Annotated in this window: 15 protein-coding genes; 3 read left to right on the plus strand and 12 right to left on the minus strand. The window is 70.3% G+C overall.

The window, feature by feature from the left end:
• The first annotated feature begins 21 nt into the window (after positions 1-21).
• A complete protein-coding gene (locus ABZ805_RS15905; protein WP_358440322.1) occupies positions 22-1,209 on the plus strand; it encodes a cytochrome P450 in 1,188 nt (395 codons plus the stop codon).
• A 174-nt stretch (positions 1,210-1,383) separates the two neighbouring features.
• Here ABZ805_RS15905 and ABZ805_RS15910 read toward each other — a convergent pair whose 3' ends face one another.
• From ABZ805_RS15910 to ABZ805_RS15920, 3 genes are read right to left on the minus strand one after another with little or no spacing between them, the layout of a single operon-like run.
• Positions 1,384-2,145, minus strand: a complete 762-nt coding sequence (locus ABZ805_RS15910) for a decaprenylphospho-beta-D-erythro-pentofuranosid-2-ulose 2-reductase (RefSeq protein ID WP_224957147.1) — start codon at positions 2,143-2,145, stop codon at positions 1,384-1,386.
• Positions 2,142-3,476, minus strand: coding sequence for an FAD-binding oxidoreductase (locus tag ABZ805_RS15915; protein WP_358440324.1), 1,335 nt, complete (start codon positions 3,474-3,476; stop codon positions 2,142-2,144). Before ABZ805_RS15915 ends, ABZ805_RS15910 begins: the two co-directional genes overlap by 4 nt.
• Before the next feature lie 26 nt (positions 3,477-3,502).
• On the minus strand, positions 3,503-4,876 hold the full coding sequence (locus ABZ805_RS15920) for an FAD-binding oxidoreductase (protein WP_358440186.1): 1,374 nt from the start codon (positions 4,874-4,876) through the stop codon (positions 3,503-3,505).
• A 171-nt stretch (positions 4,877-5,047) separates the two neighbouring features.
• Here ABZ805_RS15920 and ABZ805_RS15925 point away from each other — a divergent pair, with 171 nt between their 5' ends.
• Positions 5,048-5,485, plus strand: coding sequence for a GtrA family protein (locus ABZ805_RS15925; protein ID WP_358440189.1), 438 nt, complete (start codon positions 5,048-5,050; stop codon positions 5,483-5,485).
• A gap of 15 nt (positions 5,486-5,500) precedes the next feature.
• On the opposite strand, the gene ABZ805_RS15930 is transcribed toward ABZ805_RS15925, so the two are convergent.
• The 8 genes from ABZ805_RS15930 to ABZ805_RS15965 all read right to left on the minus strand — a co-directional run bounded on the left by ABZ805_RS15930 (position 5,501) and on the right by ABZ805_RS15965 (position 13,445).
• Positions 5,501-5,767 carry a hypothetical protein gene (locus tag ABZ805_RS15930; RefSeq protein ID WP_358440192.1) on the minus strand — a complete coding sequence of 89 codons (267 nt, stop codon included), beginning with the start codon at positions 5,765-5,767 and terminating at the stop codon, positions 5,501-5,503.
• Positions 5,768-5,961: 194 nt separating this feature from the next.
• Positions 5,962-9,279, minus strand: a complete 3,318-nt coding sequence (locus ABZ805_RS15935; RefSeq protein WP_358440195.1) for an arabinosyltransferase domain-containing protein — start codon at positions 9,277-9,279, stop codon at positions 5,962-5,964.
• Between the two features lie 168 nt (positions 9,280-9,447).
• Positions 9,448-9,852 (minus strand): MerR, encoded by a 405-nt coding sequence (locus ABZ805_RS15940; protein ID WP_258345004.1) that lies wholly within the window; start codon positions 9,850-9,852, stop codon positions 9,448-9,450.
• Positions 9,849-10,109 (minus strand): hypothetical protein, encoded by a 261-nt coding sequence (locus ABZ805_RS15945; RefSeq protein WP_358440199.1) that lies wholly within the window; start codon positions 10,107-10,109, stop codon positions 9,849-9,851. The genes ABZ805_RS15940 and ABZ805_RS15945 overlap by 4 nt, the downstream gene beginning before the upstream one ends.
• An 89-nt stretch (positions 10,110-10,198) precedes the next feature.
• Positions 10,199-11,131 carry a glycosyltransferase family 2 protein gene (locus ABZ805_RS15950; protein WP_358440202.1) on the minus strand — a complete coding sequence of 311 codons (933 nt, stop codon included), beginning with the start codon at positions 11,129-11,131 and terminating at the stop codon, positions 10,199-10,201.
• On the minus strand, positions 11,128-11,943 hold the full coding sequence (locus ABZ805_RS15955; protein ID WP_358440205.1) for an ABC transporter ATP-binding protein: 816 nt from the start codon (positions 11,941-11,943) through the stop codon (positions 11,128-11,130). Before ABZ805_RS15955 ends, ABZ805_RS15950 begins: the two co-directional genes overlap by 4 nt.
• Before the next feature lie 15 nt (positions 11,944-11,958).
• Positions 11,959-12,813 carry an ABC transporter permease gene (locus tag ABZ805_RS15960; RefSeq protein ID WP_358440207.1) on the minus strand — a complete coding sequence of 285 codons (855 nt, stop codon included), beginning with the start codon at positions 12,811-12,813 and terminating at the stop codon, positions 11,959-11,961.
• 98 nt (positions 12,814-12,911) lie between these two features.
• Entirely contained in the window at positions 12,912-13,445 is a 534-nt protein-coding gene (locus tag ABZ805_RS15965; protein ID WP_358440209.1) for a bacterial proteasome activator family protein, read from the minus strand.
• Between the two features lie 101 nt (positions 13,446-13,546).
• Here ABZ805_RS15965 and ABZ805_RS15970 point away from each other — a divergent pair, with 101 nt between their 5' ends.
• A complete protein-coding gene (locus ABZ805_RS15970) occupies positions 13,547-14,746 on the plus strand; it encodes a cysteine desulfurase-like protein (RefSeq protein ID WP_358440212.1) in 1,200 nt (399 codons plus the stop codon).
• 63 nt (positions 14,747-14,809) lie between these two features.
• Here ABZ805_RS15970 and ABZ805_RS15975 read toward each other — a convergent pair whose 3' ends face one another.
• Positions 14,810-15,790: an NAD(P)H-quinone oxidoreductase gene (locus ABZ805_RS15975; protein WP_358440215.1), complete on the minus strand. Its 981-nt coding sequence runs from the start codon at positions 15,788-15,790 to the stop codon at positions 14,810-14,812.
• Positions 15,791-15,878 lie beyond the last annotated feature (88 nt).

The following is a 15,878-nucleotide window of genomic DNA, read 5'->3' on the forward strand; positions in this document are numbered from 1 at the left end:
TCGACGCTTGATGGAGGGGACATCATGACCGCGATCGAGAACTGGGGATTACCGACGTCGCAGTTCTGGCTGCACGGCGAACGGCCCGACGGCCCCGTGCAGCACGACGAGGCGACCGGGCTGTGGAACGTCTACGGGCACCCGGAAGCCGTCCAGCTGCTCAGCGACCCGGCTACGTTCTCCTCCGACACCAGCAGGTTGTTCCCGCAGGGCGACGAGTTCGCCGACGGCAACCTGGTGCGGATGGACCCGCCGGAGCACGAGAAGCTGCGCAAGCTCGTCAGCCACGCCTTCACCCCGAAGGTCGTCGCCGGGCTCGAACCGCGCATCGCCGGACTCACCGACGAACTGCTCGACGCCGTCGACGGCGCGGACCGGCTGGAGCTCGTCGCCGACCTCGCCTACCCGTTGCCGGTGATCGTCATCGCCGAGCTGCTGGGCGTGCCCGCGAGCGACCGCGGGCTGTTCAAGGAGTGGGTGGACGCGATGTTCACCCGCGACGCGACGCTGTCGCTCAAGGAGCAGACGCCGGAGCAGCAGCGCGAGCTCGACGCGGTGCTCGCCCAGGTCCGCAACCTGACCGAGTACTTGGGCGGGCACGTCGACGAACGCCGCGCGCACCCGCGCGAGGACCTGCTCAGCAAGCTCGTCGAAGCCGAGGTGGACGGCGAGCGGCTCACCCGCGCGGAAGTCGTCAACTTCGCGAACGTGCTGCTCATCGCCGGGCACATCACGACCACGATGCTGCTGGGCAACACCGTGCTCTGCCTCGACGCCCACCCCGAGCACCAGGCCCGCGCCCGCGCCGAGCGGTCCTCGCTGCCCGCCGTGATCGAGGAATCGCTGCGGTTCCTCAGCCCGTTCGCCACGCTCGGGCGGGTCACCAGCACCGAGGCCGAGCTCGGCGGTCAGCGCATTCCCGCCGATCAGCTGCTGATGGTGTGGGCCGCCGCCGCGAACCGGGATCCGCGGCGGTTCTCGAACCCGGACGTCTTCGACCCGACCCGCAACCCCAATCCGCACCTCGGCTTCGGGCGCGGCATCCACTTCTGCGTCGGCGCGCCGCTGGCTCGGCTCGAAGGGCGCGTCGCGCTCGGCAAGCTGTTCGACCGGTTCCCCGTCCTCGCCACCGACCCGGCCGATCCGCCGGAGTTCCAGCCCAACCCGAACATGACCGGGGTCCGGAAGCTCCCGCTGCGCGCCCGCTGACCGGCGGCACCGGCCCGCGGGGGTGGGCCGGTGCCGCCCGGCCGCCGCGAAGCCGGGCCGGAAACCGGGTGCACGGACCGCTGGCGTGATCCCGCGGGACGAGCTCCGCCGGAACCACGCCCGAACACGACGAAGGGCCGCCGGTGCACCCGGCGGCCCTTCGTGCGGTCGAGATCAGAACGACAGCTTGCGGAAGATCGCCCGCGGCAGGTGCCGCAGCACGACCATCACCCAGCGCATCTGGCCCGGAACCCAGATGGACTCCTTGCCCTTGCGGACGGCGTCGATGATCGCCGCGCCGACCTGCTCCGGCGTCTGCGCCATCGGGGCCGGCTTCATGCCCGCGGTGAGCTTCGTCTTCACGAAGTTCGGGCGCACGACCGTGACCTTCACGCCCGAGCCCTCCAGGGCGTAGGTCAGGCCGGAGTAGAACAGGTCGATGCCGCCCTTGGCGGAGCCGTAGACGAAGTTCGTCCGGCGGGCGCGCTCACCGGCCGGCGACGCCATCATCACCAGGTGCCCGTGGCCCTGCTTGCGCAGCTTGTTCGACAGGTGCACGCCCAGCGACATCGGCGCCACGTAGTTGACCTCCGCGGTCAGCCGTGCGGCGGCCGGGTCGGTCCAGCACTTCTCGTTGTCGAGCTGCACGCCGAAGGCGACCAGGGTGACGTCGATGTCGCCGTCGGCGAAGGCCTTCTCGACCACGTCGCCGTGCGTTTCCGGGTCGGTGGCCTCGAACTCGATGGTGCTGACCGTGCTGCCGGTCTTGCGCAGCCGCTCCGCGGCGGCAGCGACGAGGTCGGCCTCCTCCGGGCGCGCGGCCAGCACGATCCGCAGCGGGCGCTGGTTCGCGTACTGCTCCGCGGTCGCCAACGCGATGTCGGACGTACCACCGAGGATGAACAGGGACTGCGGGTTTCCAACGGCGTCGATCACAGGGCCAACCTTCGGGACAGATCGGAGTGGAAGATTCCTTGCGGGTCGACGGCGGCGCGGACCTTGCGCCACTCGTCGAGGCGGGGATACATCTGCTGGATCATCTCGGGCGTGGTCCGCGAGTCCTTCGCGAAGTACAGGCGCCCGCCCGCGCCGAGCACCAGCTCGTCCAGTTCCTGGCAGAACCGGCTCAGCCCGTCCTTGATCGGGAAGTCGACGGTGATCGTCCAGCCCGGCATCGCGAACGACAGCGGCGCGCGGCTGCTGTCGCCCATCCGCTTGAGCACGTTGAGGAACGACACGTGGCCGGACTCGGCGATGCGCTTCACCAGCGTGCGCAGCGCCTCGTGCTGGTCGAACGGCAGGATGAACTGGTACTGCAGGAAGCCCTTGGAACCGTAGGCGCGGTTCCACTCGCCGAACATGTCCAGCGGGTGGTAGAAGGCCGTCAGGTTCTGCACCTGGCCGCGGCCCGCCTTCGGCGTCTTGCGGTACCAGACCTCGCTGAGCGTGCTGAACGTCAGCTTGTTGGCCAGCCCGTTCGGGAACACGTCCGGGAAGGTCAGCAGCTGCGGGGCGTCGAACTTCAGCGGGTCGGCGCGCAGCTTCGGCGGCAGCTCGTCGAGCTTGGCCAGCGAGCCGCGGGAGAACGCCGAGCGGCCCAGCTTCGGGCCGGTGGAGATCGCGTCGAACCACGCCATCGAGTAGTCGTAGTTCATGTCGGAGCCGTTGGAGAACAGCTCCAGCGTCTCGTCCAGGTCCTTCGTGCGGTCGGCGTCGACGATGAAGTACGCGCTCTCGGTGCGCTTCATCTTCACCTTGGCGCGCAGCACGATGCCGGTCAGGCCGACACCGCCCACCGTCGCCCAGAACAGGTCCGAGCCCTCCCCGTCCGGGGTCAGGGTGCGGACCTCGCCGTCGGCGGTGAGCAGGTCCATCGACAGCACGTGGTTGCCGAAGCTGCCGTGCGAGTGGTGGTTCTTGCCGTGGATGTCGCACCCGATGGCCCCGCCGATGGTGACCTGGCGGGTGCCCGGCAGCACCGGGACCCACAGGCCGTGCGGCAGCGCCGCCTTCATCAGCTGGTCCAGGCTCACGCCGGCGTCCACGTCGACCACGGCGCCGTCCGGGTCGATGTCGTGGATGCGGTTCAGCGCGGTCATGTCGACGACGGTGCCGCCCGCGTTCTGCGACACGTCGCCGTAGCTGCGGCCGAGGCCGCGGGCGATGACGCCGCGCTCATCGGCCTCGCGGACCGCGCGGGCGATCGCGTCGACGTCAGGGGTGCTCAGCACCTGGGCGTGGGTCGGCGCGGTGCGCGCCCAGCCCATCAGCTTCCGGTTCTGCAACGCTCCGGTCACAGGCTCAACCTCCGGGACAGGTCGGAATGGAACACGCCCTCGGGGTCGACCGAGGCGCGGATCTTGCGCCACTCGTGGATGCGCGGGTACATCCGCTCGATCATCTCCGCCGTCGTCCGCGACTCCTTGGCGAGGTAGAGCCGCCCGCCCGCGTCGAGCACCAGCTCGTCGAGCTCCCGGCACAGCCGGTCCAGGCCCGCCGTGATCGGGATGTCGACGGTCAGCGTCCAGCCCTCGCTGGGGAACGACATCGGGGCCTCGTTGCCCGCGCCGAAGGTCTTGAGCACGTTCAGGAACGACACGTGCCCGCTCGCGCTGATCTTGTCGATGGAGCGGCGGAACATGTCCTCCTGGCCGAACGGCACCATGAACTGGTACTGGAGGAACCCGTTCGGCCCGTACACCCGGTTCCACTCGCCGACCAGGTCGAGCGGGTGGAAGAACTGGGTGATGTTCTGCACCATCCCGAACCTGGTCGGCGCCTTGCGGTACCAGACCTCGTTGAAGGCGGTGATCGTGTACTTGTTCACCAGCCCGTTCGGGAAGATCGGCGGAGCGGTCATCAGCTGCGGGGCGTTGAACTTCAACGGGTCCTTGCGCAGCTTCTTCGGCAGGTCCTCCAGCGTCGCGGAGTTCCCCCTGGTCAACAGCGCGCGGCCCAGGTTCTCGCCACGCGCCAGCGAGTCGAACCAGGCCACGGAGTAGATGTAGTTGCCGTCGGAGCCGTCGGTGAAGTGCTCGATCAGCTCGTCGAGGTTCTTCGTCTGCACGTTGTCGACCAGGAAGTACGCCGTTTCGACGCGCTTGAGCCGGATGGTCGCCTTCAGGATGATCCCGGTCAGCCCCATGCCGCCGACCGTCGCCCAGAACAGCTCGGCACCGGCGCCCTGCGGCGACAGGGTGCGCACCGAACCGTCGGCGGTGAGCAGGTCCAGCGACAGCACGTGGCTGCCGAACGAACCTTGCGAGTGGTGGTTCTTGCCGTGGATGTCGGAACCGATGGCGCCGCCGACGGTGACCTGGCGGGTGCCCGGCAGCACCGGGATCCACAGGCCGTACGGCAGCAGGCGGCGCATCAGCACGTCCAGCGAGACACCGGCGTCCACCACGACCGTCGCCTCGTCCGCGTCCACCTGGTGCACGCGGTTCAGCGCGGTCATGTCGATGACGGTGCCACCGGCGTTCTGCGACGGGTCGCCGTAGCTGCGGCCGAGGCCGCGGGCGATGACGCCGCGCGCACCCGCTTCGCGGACCGCTCTCGCGATCACGTCGACGTCCGGGGTGCTCACGACTTGAGCCGAGGTCGGCGCCGTGCGCCCCCAGCCGGTCAACCGCTGGCTGGTCGCGTGTTCGTGCTGTACCGATCCCACCCAGCCGAGTCTATCCGCGCCGCGCCCCCGGGTACGGGCGGGTAGCGGCGGCCTAGCACAGGTGTCCCCGACGGTGCAGAGCTTCGCCGCTACACTTTTCGGGGCGACTTGTGGTCGTCCGCCTCCGGGCCAGCCGTACCGACGCTCGTTGCCGACACTTGGGGTGAACCAGTGGCCGTGGCCGAATCCGGTGCAGACACCGAGATCAAGAAGCTCGGGCTGTTCCAGCAACTCTTCCGCTTCGTGGCCATCGGCGGGTTCTGCGCGCTGATCGACGCGGGCACGTACTCGGTGCTGCTGGGCGTGCTGGGCTGGCCGACCTGGTTGTCGAAGTCGATCTCCTTCATCCTCGGCACCACCGCCTCGTACCTGATCAACCGGAAGTTCACCTTCAGCGGGGCGAGCACCGGCAACTCCACGGCCAAGGCCGGGGCGTTCGCGATCGTCTACACGACGACGTTCTTCGTGAACATGGGCTCGAACGAGCTGCTGTGCCGGATCTTCGAGGCGCACGAAGCGTGGCAGTTCGGGCTGTTCTGGGTCATCGCCCAGGGCCTCGGCACCCTGATCAACTTCGTGATGCTGAAGTGGGTCGTCTTCCGCGACTGACCCGGCACCGGCCCGTCAGCGGCTGAACCCGGTGGGCCGGTTCGGCGCGCCGTAGGCGTTGCTGTCCGAACGGGAGCTCTCCACGTGCGCGGTCGCGACGTGCGCGAAGTTCACCGCGAACTTGCCGCCGTCCGCCGTCGTCAGCAGCGTCGTGCCGCCGGAGCCCATCAGCTCCGCCAGGCGCCCGTCCAGCGTCTCGGCCTCGGTCGCGTCCAACGCGATGTGCAGGGGCTGGGACACGCCGGCCAGGTGCAGGACCAATCCGGGTCGTTTTTCGCTCATGCCCCCAGCGCACCACCGCGCGGGCTCCGGCGACAGCCGCTTTCACCCTGAGCGGACGCGCCACCAGGCTTTTTCACCCTGGGCGGACACGAGGAACGGCCCGCCCCACCGGAGATCGGCGGGGCGGGCCGTCGTCGCTCGGGCTCGGGGTCCGCCGGAACGACCCGCGGTGCGGGCCGTTCCGGGCGGGCTCCTCACTGCTGGTCGTCGTCACCGCCGAGCTGCTTGACGTCGTTGCGGTCGTCGGAGCTGGGCACGTCGCCCGGCAGCTGGACCGTCTTCGTCAGCGGCCCCGGTGACCACAGGCCGGAGTGCGTCTCGGAGTGCACCTCCATGGCCGCCTGCGCGGGCAGCGCGTCCGGCTCGTACGGGTCCACCTCGTACAGCGAACCCCAGTCCCGGTTCAGGTCCCCGCGCATGTAGGTCGGCAGCTCCCGCACGCTGGAGCTCACGTTCATCCAGCCGAACGGGCCGCCCGCGTCCGGCGAGGACCAGCCCGCGCCGATGTCCCGGACCTCGGCGCCCGCCGACACCCGGAACCGCGGCATCTCGGCGACGCCGCCGCTGATGCCGGAGATCTTCAGGCACGGGTGCACCAGCGCCGCCGTCCACTCCACGAACGTGGGGGCGTCGCCGACCACGTCGGTCATGTTCGACAGCTGCGGCGCGCGCGGGGCGCTCACCGCCAGCCAGCCGTTCGGCGACACCGCCTGGTCGATCGCGACGACCCGCATCTTGGTGGCGCCCTCGGCGTCGCCGCCGACCGTGTAGCGGTAGTCCCGCCACGACGGTCCCGGACCCTGGCCGACGAACTGGCGGTGCATCATCTCGAAGCCCTGCGGGGTGTCCCGGCCGAACTCCAGGACCAGCGCGTTCGCCCCGGACTCCGAACCGGCCAGGCTCAGCACCACCGGGACCTCGCCGGTCGCCGCGCGCTCCGGCAGGTCGTACCACTGGGTGCGCAGCTCGCCGGTGCCGGTGCCCGCCTCGTCGTAGCTGCCCCACACCGGGGCGGTGTCGTCGCCGAACTGGTGCGGCGGGCGCCAGTCCGGTTCCTCCGGGTCCGAACCGTCCCCGACGGGCAGGCCCGGGCGGCGGAAGCCCTCCATCTTCGCGCCCAGGTACTGGCGGGCGTCCTCCTTGTCCTGGGCGCGCTTGGGCACCTCGAAGTCCGGGGACGGCGTGCCCGGCTGGGCGCCGGACACCGGCAGCATGCCCGCCTTCGGATCGGTCTCCACGTAGACGTAGTCGGACAGGCCGCAGCTGGACCCGGCCAGCTGCTTGACGTTGTCCATGCCCAGGCTGTAGCTGCCCGCCTGCTTCTGGATGACCTTGCCGAAGGTCGCCAGCTCGCCCAGCACCAGCAGCGCGCAGATGATCGCCAGCGGGGCGGTGCCCAGCCGCAGGGCGCGGCTGCGCTTCTCCATCCCGGTCTTGTCCGGGAGCTCCACGAGCTTCGGGTTCTTCTCGTCCAGCCGCAGGTGCTCGACGAACGCGACGATGCCCGCGATGGCGGCGATGCCCAGCAGCAGCGTGCTCGCGTCGTGCCCCTTGATCGACGGCGGCTTGTCGAACCACGGCACGCCCCAGCCGGACACGTACCACCAGGCGTTCGGGCCGGTCGCGGCGAACGCGCAGATCACCATCAGGCCGGCGAAGAACGCCGCCCGGTTCCGCCGGGACCGCAGCACCGTGCTGCTCGTCGCCAGCGCCGTCAACGCCGCCAACGCACCGCCGACCGCCGCGAAGATCCCGAAGTGGTGCGACCACTTGGTGGGGGTCAGCGCCAGCGCGACGAAGGACAGCGCCGCGACCGCCAGCAGGCGGCGGCTCGGGCCGAGCGCGGCACCGCGGATGCGGCCCCGGCGCAGCAGCATCACCGCGCAGGTCGCCAGGCACAGCATCACCAGCAGCACCGGGAACCGGCGCACCAGCGAACCGTCCGGGGTCGGGCTGAACAGCAGGTTGTAGCGGTTGAGCTCCTGGTACCAGTCCTCGCTCGGCCCGAGCTCGGTGCGCAGCTCGGTGGCGTCCATGACCGAACCCCACGTCTGGTCCGCGAACACCGCGGTGAGGATCACGAACCCGCAGGCCGCGATCGGCGCCAGCACCGGCAACCAGCCGTAGTCCTTGGCGCGCTGCCGCACCAGCCGCAGCAGCGGCTTCAGCGCCGCCACGTACGGCAGCACCGCCACCAGCCCGTGCGGACCGGCGCCGAGCGCCAGCGCCGCCACCACCAGGCCGAGCGCGGCGGGCATCAACCGGCCGGTGGCCACCGCCCGCTCCACCGCGCACAGCGCCAGCAGCGAGAACAGCGCGATCACCGGCTCGGCCCGCAGCCCGTTGTTGTAGGGCAGCCAGAAGGCGAGGAACACCGCGGCCGCGGCCCATCCGGCGGCGTTGCTGCGCCGCACCTGCTGGCCGAGCCGGGGCAGCACCTCGCGGCTGATCAGCAGCCAGCTGACCGAGCCCATCAGCAGCGCGGGCAGCCGCACCCACGGCGTCGCCGTGGACACCTGCACCCACACCGAGTACAGCTCGTAGAACCAGCCGAACGGCGCCTCCGGCACCGCGAACCAGCGGTAGTAGTTGCTGATGTAGCCGGCGCTCTCCCGCGCCCGCGCGATGGTGAGGATGTAGCCGTCGTCGGAGGTCATCGCGCCCGCGATCCACCACACGATCAGCGATCCGAACACCGCCAGGTCCCGCAGCGTCGGCTTCCACCAGCCCAGCGGCGCCCAGCGCGGCGGACGGCGGCCCGCCCGCACGTCCAGGCGGCGCAGGCACACCACCGAACCGACGAACGCCGCCAGCGCCAGCACGATCACCGCGATCTTGATCGGGGTCGCGCTGCTCTCGTAGCGGTTGTCGATGCGGGCTTCGAAGGACAGGCCCCGGATGTCGTCGGCGTTCTCGTCCAGGTCGGAGAAGATGCCGGTCAGCTGCGGGCGCTGGTCGCCGCGCATGTTCGCCAGCTTCTCGTCACCGAGCTCGACCTTGGTGCCCACCGCGTCCGAGCGCACCGTGATGGCGCAGTCCCCCGGCGGCAGCGGCATCGTGCTGATCTGCTGCCCCTTCGACAGCAGCGTCACCTGGCCGTTGTCGACCTGCAGGGTCATCCCGGTGAGGTTGCCGTAGTCGGAGTCCGGCGGGTTCGTGCTCAGCAGGTTCGCCGGACCCTGGGTGCGCGCGTCGAGGCTGCGGATCGAGGTGCACGGCACGGTCGCGTTCATCCACAGCGGTTCGAAGCTCACCAGCGGCGCGGACACCGATTCGGTGCCCTGCGCGGTGGGCCATCTCAACGTGTTGACGTCGTGCTCGACCGGCAGGAAGGGGACCGCGATGGCCAGGACCGCGCCGAGCAGTCCGAGCACGGAGGCGAACCACCTCAGCTGCTTCGCGGACGGGTCGCGCCGGTTCGCCGCCGGGCGTGCCGGAGAGTCCGCCGGTCGATCCTCGGACGACTCCGATGGGTCGTCCTTGCGACTGCTGTCTTCCTGCCCCTTACGCACGCCAGGAGAATAGTAGTCGCTGGTCCGGGGACGTCCGGCGCGTTCGGTGCGGTCCCGGTCGAGATCTTCCCCGGCTCCATGAGCAGTACCGATCGAGTGATTCTCAGGTCGCTCTCAGCGTCCCGTGATCCGCCGGTGACCGCCCGGTGACCCGGGCGCCGGGGACGTTCAGGACGCCTCCGCCAGCAGTTGCGCCACGCGCTGGTGCGAGGTGCCGATCACCTCGGCGATGACGCGCTGGCTCAACCCCGCCGCCCGCAGCGTCGTGATGATCTCCAGGCGGGCGCGTTCGGCGTTCTCCGCGGCCTGCCTGGACTGCTCGCGCCAGTGGACCAGCTCCTCGACCGGGCGGGTGTACTCGACGTCGCCCTGGCGGTAGTGCCAGGAGAGGTCGAAGGAGTCCGGTTCCCGGTCGGCGAGACCGGCGATGAGGTCCCGCACTTCGACGTCGAGCTCGTCGAAGTGGTCGACCTCGGTCGCCCCGGCGGGCAGTCCGCGGACCACCGCGACCCAGCCCGAGGATTCCCGGCTCACGTCCACTCGGTAGTCGCCGGCACGTTGCGTCGCGCTCATCGGTCCTCCAGCCACTTCTCGCCGAACACGGGGGCCAAGCCTGTCTCGACATGCGTCAGCACATGCCAGGAGATCTCTTTGTTGTGCCCCGTTAAACCGAATCTGGCCACTTCCACACCGTCCCGGTCGTAGACCGCGAAGATCCGGTGCGATCCCTTGCCCCTTCCGGGGATCTCCTTGATCGTCGCCTTCGCGCCGCGAGCCGCGCGGCGCGCCAGGCTGAGCACCTTGGCCGGCTTCAGCTTCTTGTTGACCACAGCATACTTCTACCGCAGTGGACACTCAAGCGGCAAATACGCTAGAAAGATTCACGTTCCGCCGAACGGCGGAACGTGCGCGACCCCGATCAGCGGCGGAAGAACTGCTCCCGGCGGCCCTGCCGGACCAGACGCAGCCATTCCCGGAACGCCTTCGGGTCCCGGCGGTGGCCGACGAAGTACAGCCCGAACCGCAGCACCTCGAGCATCCCGATCTTGCGCATCCCCGGCTGCGACAGCAGGTAGCCGCGGTTCCGGTAGGTGTAGTAGCGCTTGTTCGCGTCCGACGGGTCCTGCGCGTGGAACCGGCCGCCGAGCATCGGCTTGAACTCGTCCGACCCGTCCGGGTGCACGAACCGCGTCTTCAGCGAGGTGCCGAACGGCAGGCCCGAGCGCACCACCCGGCGGTGCAGCTCCACCTCGTCGCCGCGGAAGAACAGCCGGTAGTCCGGCACGCCCACCACGTCCAGCGTGGCCGCGCGGAACAGCGCGCCGTTGAAGAACGACGCGATGCCGGGCAGGAAGTCCGCGTCACCGCCGGGAGCGCCGAGCTCCTCCGGGTGCCGCTTCCAGGTGAGGCCGCGGCGCAGCGGGAACGCCAGCTTCTCCGGGTGGTCGATGTTCACCACGACCGGCGAGACGGCGGCGAGCTTCCGGGTGCGCGCCACTTCCAGCAGCGTCGACAGCGCGTGGTCGTCGGCGGGCCTGCCGTCGTCGTCGCCGAGCCACACCCACTCCGCGCCGAGCGCCAGCGCGTGCAGCATGCCCAGCGCGAAACCACCGGCACCGCCGAGGTTGCGCTGCGAGGGCAGGTACGTCGACGGGATCGGGCAGTCCTCGACGGCCTGCCGCGCGGGCTGGTCGGGACCGTTGTCCACGACGATCAGGTGGTCGGGCACCCGGGTCTGGGTGGCGATCACCTTGAGCGACTCCGCGAGCAGCTCACGGCGATGCCTGGTGACGATCACCGCGACGACGGAGTCGGCGGGGAGTTGCGGCTGCTCGGCGGAGTCGGTCGTCATGGCGCCTTGTCGCTCTCGATCAGGGCGGACTCACCGATCCGCTCCAGGGTTTCCGGGCTGAGGTTCTCGAACGGGTCCTTGCCCTTGTAGGAGGTCAGGACGCTGCGCAGCGAGCCGTGCTCCCGGATGCCGCCCTTCTCCATCCAGAGCCCGGTGGTGCACAGCTCCATCAGGAACTCGTCCGAGTGCGAGGCGAACACCAGGATGCCGGAGCGCTTGACCAGGTCGTTGAGCCGGTCCCGCGCCTTGTCCAGGAACTCGGTGTCCACGGCCCCGATGCCCTCGTCGAGGATCAGGATCTCCGGGTCGATGGACGTGACCACGCCCAGCGCCAGCCGCACCCGCATGCCGGTGGAGTAGGTGCGCAACGGCATGCCGAGGTAGTCGCCGAGTTCGGTGAACTCGGCGATGTCGTCCATCCGCTTTTCCATCTGCTTGCGGTTCATGCCGAGGAACAGCCCGCGGATGATGATGTTCTCGTACCCGGAGATCTCCGGGTCCATGCCGACGCCGAGGTCGAAGACCGGCGCGACCTTGCCCACCACGCGGGCGCTGCCCCGGGTGGGCTCGTAGATGCCGGACAGCAGGCGCAGCAAGGTGGACTTGCCCGCGCCGTTGTGCCCGACCAGCGCGACCCGGTCGCCGTGGCGCAGCGAGAGGTCGATGTCGTGCAGGGCCTCGATGATCGGAACCCGGCTGTCCGTGCCGATCTTGCCGCCGGCCCGTCCCAGCGCCGCCTTCTTCAGCGAGCGGGACTTGGCGTCGAAGATCGGGAAGTCGACCGCGGCATTCCAGACGTCGATGCTGACCATGTGCAGAACCCCCGATCAGATCCAGTAGGTGACGCGAGCGCGGTAGTTGCGCAGCACGAGCAGCGCCAGCAGCCAGCCGACGACGGTGCAGCCGAGGACGATGCCCCAGTGGTAGAACTTCTCGTCGCCGCCGATCAGCGGGTCGCGCATGATCTGGATGTAGTGGTAGAGCGGGTTGATCTCGGCCAGGTTGGCCCGCCACCCGATCCCCTTCTCCTCCAGGATCTTCGCGTCCCACACGATCGGGGTCATGAAGAACAGCAGCGTGGTGAGGCTGTTGATCACCGGCGGGATGTCGCGGAACCGCGTCGCGATGACGCCGAACAGCAGCGCCACCCACGCGCCGTTGATCATGAGCAGCAGGAACGCCGGGAAGGCGAGCAGCACGCTCCACCCGATCGGCATCTGGAAGATCGCGAGGACCACCAGGTAGACGACCATGTTGTGGGCGAACAGCAGCGCCTGGCGCCAGACCAGCCGGAGCACGTGCACGCTCAACGGGGCCGGTAGCTGCTTCATCAGGCCTTCGTTGGAGATGAAGACCTCGGTGCCCTCGGTCAGGCACCCCAGGATGAAGTTCCAGACGATGAACCCGACCGTCAGGTACGGCAGGAAGGTCTTGATGTCCTGCTCGAAGAGCTGGGAGTACAGCAGACCGAGCGCGGTCGCCGTCATACCCATGCCGATGGTGATCCAGAGCGGGCCGATCACCGAGCGGCGGTAGCGCTGCTTGATGTCCTGCCAGCCCAGATGAGCCCAGAGCTGCTGCTGCTGGAAACCTTGCGCGATGTCTTGGAACGCCTTGCGCCAAGTCCGTGCGGACGTCTCGGGCGGGGCCGGAGGGCGCTCTTGCGTGCTAGTGGCCTGCACGGTGCGTCAGAGTACCCACCGGCCACACCCGACCGAGGACAGGGCATCGCTGCCGCGATCACTCTCGGCATACCGGACACCCGGCGGCACTGCTCCGATCAGAGGTACTGGCCGGTTCCCCGCGACTGCGGGCCCACGTCGCCCTCCCCCGCGCTGCCCGCGGGAAGGCCGCGCCGCATCTGCTCCAGCTGGGCCCGCGCGGCCATCTGCTGCGCGAACAGCGCGGTCTGCAGGCCGTGGAACAGGCCTTCCAGCCAGCCGACCAGCTGGGCCTGCGCGATGCGCAGCTCCGACTCGGACGGCGTGGACTCCTGGGCGAACGGGAGGGACAGCCGCTCCAGCTCCTCGATCAGCTCCGGGGCGAGGCCTTCCTCCAGCTCGCGGATGGAGGACTGGTGGATCTCCTTGAGCCTGCTGCGGCTCGCCTCGTCCAGCGGCGCGGCCCGCACCTCCTCCAGCAACTGCTTGATCATGGTGCCGATGCGCATCACCTTCGCGGGCTGTTCGACGAGCTCACCGACGTTCTCCCGCTCCCCGACCGCCTCCGCGGACGGGTCGCCGCCCGAGCCGAGCGGCGTGCCCTCACCCACCACGAAGATCTCGCGCTGCTGGTCCTGCTCGTTCTGGTTCATGCCCACCATCCTGACGCGTTCCGGGACGCCGGGTGCGCGTGGAGCGCTGGATCAGACCACCCGGCGGTCGTCCGCCCGGTCCCGCTCCGTACGGTATGACCATGGCGTTCGACGTCGCTGCAGTTCGCGGGCTGTTCCCCGCGCTCGGTGACGGCTGGGTGCACCTGGACGCCCCGGCGGGCATGCAGGTTCCCGAGCAGGTCGCGACCGCGGTGTCCACCGCGCTGCGCGCCCCCGTCTCCGGACCTGGCGGGATCTTCCCCGCATCGCAGCGCGCCGAGGCCATCGTGGACGCCGCCCGCCGCGCACTGGCCGATCTCGTGGGTGCCGACCCCGCCGGGGTGGTGCTCGGGCCGAACTCCGCCGTGCTGCTGCAACGCCTCGCCGACGGGCTCGGCGACGGCTGGATGATCGGCGACGGCGTCGTGGTGTCCCGGCTCGACCACCCCTCCAACGTGGTGTGCTGGCAGCGGGCCGCGCAGCGCTCCGGGACCCAGGTGCGCTGGGCCGAGGTGGACATCGAGACCTGCGAGCTGCCCGCCTGGCAGTACCAGGACCTGGTCGACGAGCGCACCAAGGTGGTCGCGGTGACCGCCGCCTCCGGCGCCGTCGGCACCCGCCCGGACGTCCGCCAGATCGCCGAGATCGCCGCCGCGCACGACGCGCTGGTCGTCGTCGACGCCTCCGCCGCCGCCCCGTTCCTGCCGCTGGACATCACCGCGACGGGCGCGGACGTGCTCGCGCTGAACGCCTCGGCGTGGGGCGGGCCGCCGGTCGGCGCGCTGGTGTTCCGCGATCCGGCGATGATCGACCAGCTGCCCTCGGCGGCGCTGGAACCCGGCTGGCGGGGCCCGGACCGGCTGGAGCTCGGTCCGCACGCCTACCCGCTGCTGGCCGGGCTGGTGTCCTCGGTGGACTACCTGGCCGGGCTGGACGACGCCGCCGCGGGACCGCGCCGGGAGCGGCTGCTGACCTCGCTGAGCTCGGTGAAGGCCTACCAGGCGGGGTTGCTGGCGAACCTGACCGGCGGGCTGCGCAGGCTGCGGAACGTGATGGTCATCGGCGACGCGATGCGCCGGGTGCCGTCGATGGCGTTCACCGTGAACGGGGTGAAGGCCGTGGACGCGATCGAGCACCTCGCCGAGCAGGGGGTCTGCGCGTTCGCCGATCCCGGGACGCACGGGGTGTTCGCGGTGCTCGGCGTCGGCGAGGTCGGCGGCGCGGTGCGCGTCGGCCTCACCCACTACACCAACACCTACGAGGTGGACCAGCTCCTCCGCGCAGTAGCCGCCCTCACCTGACCCCGCACCGAGGTGAGTGGCCCACCCGCCCAGTGAGGCTGGGCGAATGGGCCACTCACCTGGTCACGATCGGGTGAGCAGGATCTTGCCGTGCACGCCGCCCGCTTCGAGCAGCGCGTGCGCGCGGGCCGCTTCCGGCAGCGGGACGCGGTCGTGCACGATCGGCAGCACCTTCCCGGCGGCGACCAGCGGCCACAGCTTCTCCCGCACGTCGGCGACGATGGCCGCCTTCCCCGTCGGGCCGTCCACCGGCCGCCCGCGCAGCCCCAGCACCGAGATGTGCAGCCGCTTCACCAGCATCTTGCCCAGGTCCAGTTCGGCCTTGCGGCCGCCCTGCATGCCGATCACGGCGAGGTGCCCGTCCGGGGCGAGCGCGGAGAGGTTCCGGTCCAGGTAGGCGGCGCCCATGTTGTCCAGCACCACGTCCGCCCCGCCGAGGCCCTTCACGACCTCCACGAAGTCCTCGTCCCGGTAGCTGATCACCGGATCGGCACCGAGCTCCCGGCAGAACTCGATGCTCTCCGGCGCGCCCGCGGTCGCCGCGACCCGCGCGCCCAGCGCCCGGCCGATCTGGATGGCGCTGGTGCCGATGCCGCCGGAGCCGCCGTGCACCAGCAGCAGCTCGCCCTCGGCGAGACCGCCTTCCATGACCACGTTCGACCACACGGTGCACGCGACCTCCACCAGCCCGGCCGCGTCGACCAGGTCGACGCCGTCCGGCACCGGCAGCAACTGCGCGGCGGGCACCGCGACGCGCTCGGCGTAGCCGCCGCCGGACAGCAGCGCGCACACCTGGTCGCCGACCTGCCAGCCGGTGACGCCGTCGCCGAGCTCGGCGATGGTGCCGGAGCACTCCAGGCCGAGGATCTCGCTGGCGCCCTTCGGCGGCGGGTAGTTGCCCTGGCGCTGCGAGAGGTCCGCCCGGTTCACCCCGGCGGCGGCGACCTCCACGAGCACTTCGCCGGCCGCGGGCCGCGGATCGGGCTGCTCGGTCCACTCCAGCACTTCCGGGTTCCCCGGTTCACGGATCGCGATGGCATGCATGGCACCGACGGTAATACCTGCACGCGCTCCGGCAATATCGGGAAAAACGCCCGCCAGGACCATCATTCGGACATTCTTGACTCCGTCG

It is taken from the genome of Saccharopolyspora sp. NPDC047091, from assembly GCF_040643635.1.
In the GTDB taxonomy this organism is placed as follows: Bacteria; Actinomycetota; Actinomycetes; order Mycobacteriales; family Pseudonocardiaceae; genus Saccharopolyspora_C.

Coding starts and splice junctions, on each gene's coding strand:
- ABZ805_RS15915 (WP_358440324.1), bottom strand. CDS start 3,476: ATGGGCTGGGCGCGCACCGCGCCGACCCACGCCCAGGTGCTGAGCACC.
- ABZ805_RS15930 (WP_358440192.1), bottom strand. CDS start 5,767: ATGAGCGAAAAACGACCCGGATTGGTCCTGCACCTGGCCGGCGTGTCC.
- ABZ805_RS15940 (WP_258345004.1), bottom strand. CDS start 9,852: ATGAGCGCGACGCAACGTGCCGGCGACTACCGAGTGGACGTGAGCCGG.
- ABZ805_RS15950 (WP_358440202.1), bottom strand. CDS start 11,131: ATGACGACCGACTCCGCCGAGCAGCCGCAACTCCCCGCCGACTCCGTC.
- ABZ805_RS15955 (WP_358440205.1), bottom strand. CDS start 11,943: ATGGTCAGCATCGACGTCTGGAATGCCGCGGTCGACTTCCCGATCTTC.
- ABZ805_RS15965 (WP_358440209.1), bottom strand. CDS start 13,445: ATGAACCAGAACGAGCAGGACCAGCAGCGCGAGATCTTCGTGGTGGGT.
- ABZ805_RS15970 (WP_358440212.1), top strand. CDS start 13,547: ATGGCGTTCGACGTCGCTGCAGTTCGCGGGCTGTTCCCCGCGCTCGGT.
- ABZ805_RS15975 (WP_358440215.1), bottom strand. CDS start 15,790: ATGCATGCCATCGCGATCCGTGAACCGGGGAACCCGGAAGTGCTGGAG.